Origin of the sequence: Enterovirga sp., assembly GCF_028290205.1 — a bacterium.
GTDB lineage: Bacteria > Pseudomonadota > Alphaproteobacteria > Rhizobiales > Beijerinckiaceae > Enterovirga.
In genome coordinates this window covers 1-5,765 of record NZ_JAQGKF010000017.1, presented here as the reverse complement: position 1 = coordinate 5,765, position 5,765 = coordinate 1, and the positions used below count along the sequence as shown (strand labels likewise).

Genomic DNA, 5,765 nt, shown 5'->3' with positions numbered 1-5,765 from the left:
CGGCGGCGAGCCGTCGCAGGCGAGCTTCGCCGGCCAGATTCCCGAGCGCGAGCACCCGATCGACTTTCCCTGGACGGAGATCCGCCGTCTCTCGGGCCTGGATCTGCCCCGGGCCGAAAGCAAGGTCATCCTCCAGGAGCTCGGCTTCACGGTGGCCGGGCAGGGCGACCGCGTGAAGGTGCTGCCGCCGTCCTGGCGGCCCGATATCGAAGGCAAGGCGGATCTGGTCGAGGAGGTGATCCGCATTGCCGGCCTCGACCGCATCCGACCCGAGCCGCTGCCGCGCCTGGAACAGGCCGTGGCGAAGCCGATCCTGACCGTGCTGCAGCGCCGCACGGCGTTGGCCCGGCGCGAACTCGCCGCCCGCGGCATGGTGGAGGCCGTGACCTGGTCCTTCATTGCGCACGAGGACGCCAAGCTGTTCGGCGGCGGCCATCGTTCGCTGCAACTCGCAAACCCCATCGCGGCGGACCTGTCCGACATGCGGCCGAGCCTGGTGCCGGGTCTTCTGCGGGCCGCCGGCCGCAACGCCGACCGGGGCTTTCCGGACACGGCCCTGTTCGAGGTCGGCCAGTGCTTCGCCACGGACGAGCCCGAGGGCCAGACCATGCGGGCGGCCGGTCTCCGGCGCGGCACGGCGCGGGCCGTCGGCGCCGGCCGGCATTGGGACGGAGCCGCCCGACCCGTGGACGCTTTCGACGCCAAGGCAGACGCCCTGGCGCTGCTGGCCGCGCTCGGCATCCCGGCCGGTGGGCTGCAGGTCTCGGCCGGCGGGCCCGACTGGCTCCATCCCGGCCGCTCCGGCACGCTCTCCTTCGGGCCCAAGGGCGCCGTCGGCCATTTTGGCGAGGTGCATCCCCGCATCCTCAAGGCGCTCGACCTGAAGGGCGCGCCCGTGGCCTTCGAGATCACCCTCGATCAGTTGCCGCTGCCGAAGTACCGGCCAACCAAGATCAAGCCCAAGCTGGCCCTGTCCGGCCTGCAGCCGGTGTCGCGCGACTTCGCCTTCGTGCTCGGCCGCGACGTGCCGGTGGGCGAGCTGCTGCGCGCCGTTGCCAATGTCGACCGGGCGCTGATCAGCCGCACGGACGTGTTCGACCTCTATGAGGGGGCGGGCATCGGGGAGGGCATGAAGTCGGTCGCGCTCGCCGTGACCCTCCAGCCGACCGGCCGCACGCTGACCGACGGGGAGATCGACGCGGTCTCGGCCCGAATCGTCGAGGCCGCGGCCAAGCGCGCCGGCGCGGTTTTGCGCACGTGAGCCGCGATCCGGGCGACATCCCCATGCGGCAGGGCGGCGGCGACATCGTCGCCGCGCTGTCCAGCTCCCGCGACCTGCCGGCCGAGGCGCTGGAACGCGCGGTCCGCTCGCCGGCCCGCCTCGCCGAGGCGGTGCTGCCCCTGCTCGAGGCGGCAGCCTCAGGCCCCGCTCCCTCCGAGCGCGACGCCAATCTTCTCTTCTGGGGCGTGCATGCCCTCGCGGCCGTGCGCGAGCAGCGGCTGTGTGCCCCGCTGCTGCGCGCGCTGCGTCGTCCGGACGGAATCACGGGGGAATGGATTGGCGACGCCGTGGGCGGCACGCTGCCCCGCGTGGTCGTCAGCGTGTTCGACGGCGATGTTCGGGCGCTCGAAGCGGCCATTTTCGACCGCGACACCGACGAGTTTCTGCGCTGGTCGCTGTTCGGCGCCTATGCGTTCCTGACCCATGCGGGCCGCATCCCCCGGGCCGAGGCTGAGGCCTTTCTGCTGCGCTTCGAGGCCGAACGCCCGGCCCGCGCCGGAGACGCCGCCTGGACGGGCTGGGAGGAGACGGTGGCGCTGCTCGGCTTGGCCGACCTCGCCGACCGGGTCGCGGCGGCCCGCGCCGATGCGCGGCTCCTGCAGGATGTCAGCGATCCGGACTGGTTCGCCCTGACCCTGAAGGAGGCCGTCGAGCGTCCGGAGGACAACGCGCGATTCGCCGACCGGGACCTGGGCTATGTCGAGGACGTGGTCGCCGAGCTCGAAGCCGCTTTGGCCGACGACGAGGAGGAGGGCGAGCCCGAGGAGCCCCACCGCAACCCGCTGCGCGAGGTCGGCCGCAACGATCTCTGCCCCTGCGGCTCGGGCCGCAAGTTCAAGCGGTGCTGCCTGACCGCATGATCGCACCGGCGCGGTTGCGCCGCACCCGGCCATCCTCTATTCAGCCGCGACGCACTTTTCGCGGACCCGCTGCCGTAGCTCAGTGGTAGAGCACTCCCTTGGTAAGGGAGAGGTCGAGAGTTCAATCCTCTCTGGCAGCACCACCGTCCCCGGGTACCCTCCGACACGATCGCCGTCTCTGCACGGGCCATGCCGCTTCCGGGGCCCCGCGTCCTATGATCGGCCGGGCGCGAAGCAGATCGGCATGCCAGTGGAGGCGAGGCGTCATCTCGGCGAGGCGGTCGGCGCCATCCCGTCCCCCTGAGGGCGGCCGCTATCTGACCCGCACGCGGCGTGCGCGGCGGGGGCTCAGCCGTCGAGATACTGGATGCCCACCGCATCCTGCGACCGCCAGACGAGGCGGGCCGGCCGGCGGCTGGCCTCGGGCGGAATGGAGAGTTCGAATCGCTCCGGCAGCAGCACGTTGCCGCCGAGTTTGACGCGCGCGCCGCTCTGGGAAACGTCGACCGTGATGCAGGACACGGCCCGGCCGCCCGGCAGGAAGATCCGGCCCTCCAGGGCAACGGTTTTCCGGGGCGACAGCCGCCGGTCGTCGCTGGCGAGTGGCGGCTTCTTGAACAGCATCCGGGGTCCTCGGCGGAAGGCCGGACCCTAGCGCCCGATCCCTTAACCGCCGTGAGGCGAACCGCTCGATTTTTACCCGCCCCGGGTCTTCGGCGGGATGGCGGGACGGGACCGGCCGAAGCGGTCCCGTCCCCAAGGCGCGGCCGGCGGAGCTTCCGTCAGCTCCGGACCAGCACGTTGCGGAACGCCCAGGGCTCGGCCGGATCGATGTCGTCCGGGAACAGGCCTGGCCGGCCGTGGAGCGGGGTCCAGTCGGTGTAGCGGCCGATCACGGGGCCGAGATAGGGGCGCTGCACTTCGAGGCAGCGGCGGTAATCCATCTCGTCCGCCTCGACGATGCCGGCTTCCGGGTTCTCCAGCGCCCAAACCATGCCGGCGAGCACCGCCGAGGTGACCTGCAGGCCGGTCGCGTTCTGGTAGGGCGCGATGCGGCGGGTCTCCTCCACGGAGAGCTGGGAGCCGTACCAAAAGGCATTGCGGCCGTGGCCGTAGAGCAGCACCCCGAGCTCGTCGATTCCGTCGACGATCTCCGTCTCGTCCAGAATGTGCCAGTCGGGCTGGCGCTCGCCCGCCTGGCCGAACATCTCGTGCAGCGACAGCACGGCGTCGTCGCACGGGTGGTAGGCGTAATGGCAGGTGGGCCGGTAGAGGACCTGGCCGCCATCGTCCCGCACGGTGAAAAAGTCAGCGATGGAGATCGACTCGTTATGGGTCACCAGGAACCCAAATTGCGCCTGAGCGGTCGGCGTCCAGGAGCGGACGCGGGTGTCGGCTCCCGCCTGGAGCAGGTAGATCGCGGCCTGGCAGCCTTCGCTGTGCTGGCGGGCATTGGCCGGCATCCAGGGCTCGAACGTGCCCCAGCCGAGCTCGGCGGGCTGCAGGCCCTCGCTGACGAAGCCTTCCACCGACCAGGTGTTGACGAAGACCTGGCGCGGCTTGGGGTTGCGGGCCCGCTGCGTGTCGCGCTCGGCGATGTGGATACCTTTCACTCCGACCCGCTGCATCAGCCGGGCCCAGTCCTCGCGGCTCGCCGGGTCCGGGCCGTCGAGCTTCAGCTCGGCCGCGAGGTCCACCAGCGCCTGCTTGACGAGCCAGGACACCATGCCGGGATTGGCGCCGCAGCAATTCACGGCCGTGGTGCCGCCCGGGTTGCGCCGCTTGGCGGCCAGCAGGGTCTCGCGCAGCGCGTAGTTGGAGCGCTGCTCCGGCCCGGCCGCCTTGTCGAAATAGAAGCCGAGCCACGGCTCCATGACCGTGTCGACATAGAGCGAGCCGATCTCGCGGCAGAGCTCCATCACGGCGAGGGAGGAGACGTCCACCGAGAGATTGACGCAGAAGCCCTGGCCGCCCCCTTCCTGCAGGAGCGGCGTCAGCAGATCGCGGTAATTGTCGCGCGTGACGCCCTGATGGATGAAGCGGATCCCGCGCTCATCCAGCAGCGCGCGGTCCCGGTCCTCCGGGTCGATGACCACGAAACGGGAGCGGTCGAACTCGAAATGGCGTTCGATCAGGGGCAGGGTGCCGCGGCCGATCGAGCCGAAGCCGATCATCACGATGGGGCCGCTGATGCGGCCGTGGACGGGCCAGGTTGTCATGCGCACAGCGCTCCGGAAAAATGGGTCTCGGCCGGCCGCAGGGCAGCCCGCCAGGGAGTCGGCTGTTTGCGAGGCGGGGGAGGCCCGGTCAACCGACAGGGGCTGAAAACCGGCGGCGGCTGGGGAACTCTGACCCGTTCCGGCCGTCACTCACCAGGGTCGTCACCCACCAGGACGGAGCGGAGCCCGAATGCGATTGGCTGCTGAGGGGCTTCACAGGCTGTGCCCGCCCGCGCTCGGCAGGACCAGAGAGGCGGCGCGGTGACGCGGCGCGTACGCGTCCTCCTGGCATTGCTGGTGGTGGCGGCTGCGGTCTCGACCATTGCCGCGCTGACCCTGCGGTTCGATCACGCTGCGGTGCCGGCGGAATCCGAGATCCTGAACCCGGAGCGCCTGCCCCAGGCGGGGGCCTTCGACGTCTTCGGCCGCGCCGTGTCGGCCGCCGAGGCGGAGCGTCTCGGCGGCACGGAGGAGGGCCGGCGCAGCCTCAGCCCGGAGGCGGGTGCGGTGAGGCTCGGTCCGGAGCTCGCGGCGCTCGGCCGCGACGCCTTTTACCGGGAGACCTGGGGCAACGAGATCTTTCTGAGCGATGTGGCCGGCCTGATGGACGGCGCCATCTCCCCCTCCGGGGTGGCGCTCGCGCTCGCCTCCCTCTGGGGTGCCGGCACCACCGACCTCAAGGTCAGGATCGCGCGCGACGTCCAGGTCGGGACGCGGCTGTTCCGGGCCGGGGAGGTGATCTCGACCGGCCTCGACGTGCCGCGGGGCGGCTTTGTGCCGCTGGGCGTGCGGGTCGCCTATGACCGTGGCCGCGTGCGGGTCGGCGTCACCTGCGCGCTTTGCCACGCCACGGTGGATCCCGCCTCCGGCCGGGTCGTCGAGGGTGCGCCGAACACCGACCTGCAGGCCGGGCTGCTTCTCGCCCTGTCGGCGAATCCCTCCGCCTTCTTCGCCCAGACCGGGATCGGCTCGCTGGACGCCTTCAAGACCCGGACGGACAACATCGTCCGGCTGACAAACGGCCGCAGCGACCTGCTGCCCGATCCGGCGGCGCTTGTTCCGGCCGTGCGGGCCATGCTCGGCGCCTGGCCGCCGGGCAGCTTCGACACCACGGTGGACGCCACCAACAACCCGACCTCCATCCCGACGAGCTTCACGGCGGAGGCCCACCCCTATGGCTGGAGCGGCCAGGCGGCGATCGGACCGTTTCGCGGGCTGTCGTCGCTGAACAACAGCCTGCACGGCTTCGGAGCCGACACCATGCTGCCCGCCGTGGCTGCGCCGCAGCTGCTCGGCATCGATACCGAGATCTTCCTCGGCACCATCCTGCAGGGCGCCTCGGCGCCGGTGTTCCGCTTCCATCCGCGCGACGGCCGCAAACCGTCCGAGATCCTGTGGACGGCC

Annotated in this window: 4 protein-coding genes, 1 tRNA gene and 1 pseudogene; 4 read left to right on the top strand and 2 right to left on the bottom strand. The window is 71.3% G+C overall.

From position 1 onward, the window contains the following. The 3 genes from JWR86_RS01635 to JWR86_RS01625 all read left to right on the top strand — a co-directional run. On the top strand, nt 1–1,261 hold a 1,261-nt coding region (locus JWR86_RS01635; RefSeq protein WP_299559800.1), incomplete at its 5' end, for a phenylalanine--tRNA ligase subunit beta. Beyond that, the gene (locus JWR86_RS01630) at nt 1,258–2,142 is read left to right on the top strand and encodes a DUF1186 domain-containing protein (RefSeq protein ID WP_299559797.1); all 885 of its coding nucleotides are present in this window, start codon (nt 1,258–1,260) and stop codon (nt 2,140–2,142) included. The genes JWR86_RS01635 and JWR86_RS01630, both read left to right, overlap by 4 nt. A gap of 68 nt (nt 2,143–2,210) precedes the next feature. Next, nucleotides 2,211–2,285 (top strand) — tRNA-Thr (locus JWR86_RS01625). Between the two features lie 205 nt (nt 2,286–2,490). On the opposite strand, the gene JWR86_RS01620 is transcribed toward JWR86_RS01625, so the two are convergent. Beyond that, on the bottom strand, nt 2,491–2,766 hold the full coding sequence (locus JWR86_RS01620; RefSeq protein WP_299559794.1) for a PilZ domain-containing protein: 276 nt from the start codon (nt 2,764–2,766) through the stop codon (nt 2,491–2,493). Nucleotides 2,767–2,924: 158 nt separating this feature from the next. Then, complete coding sequence (locus JWR86_RS01615) at nt 2,925–4,361, bottom strand: homospermidine synthase (RefSeq protein ID WP_299559791.1); 1,437 nt, start codon at nt 4,359–4,361, stop codon at nt 2,925–2,927. 261 nt (nt 4,362–4,622) lie between these two features. Here JWR86_RS01615 and JWR86_RS01610 point away from each other — a divergent pair. Beyond that, nucleotides 4,623–5,765 (top strand): annotated as a pseudogene (locus JWR86_RS01610) (cytochrome C oxidase Cbb3); the annotation flags it as partial.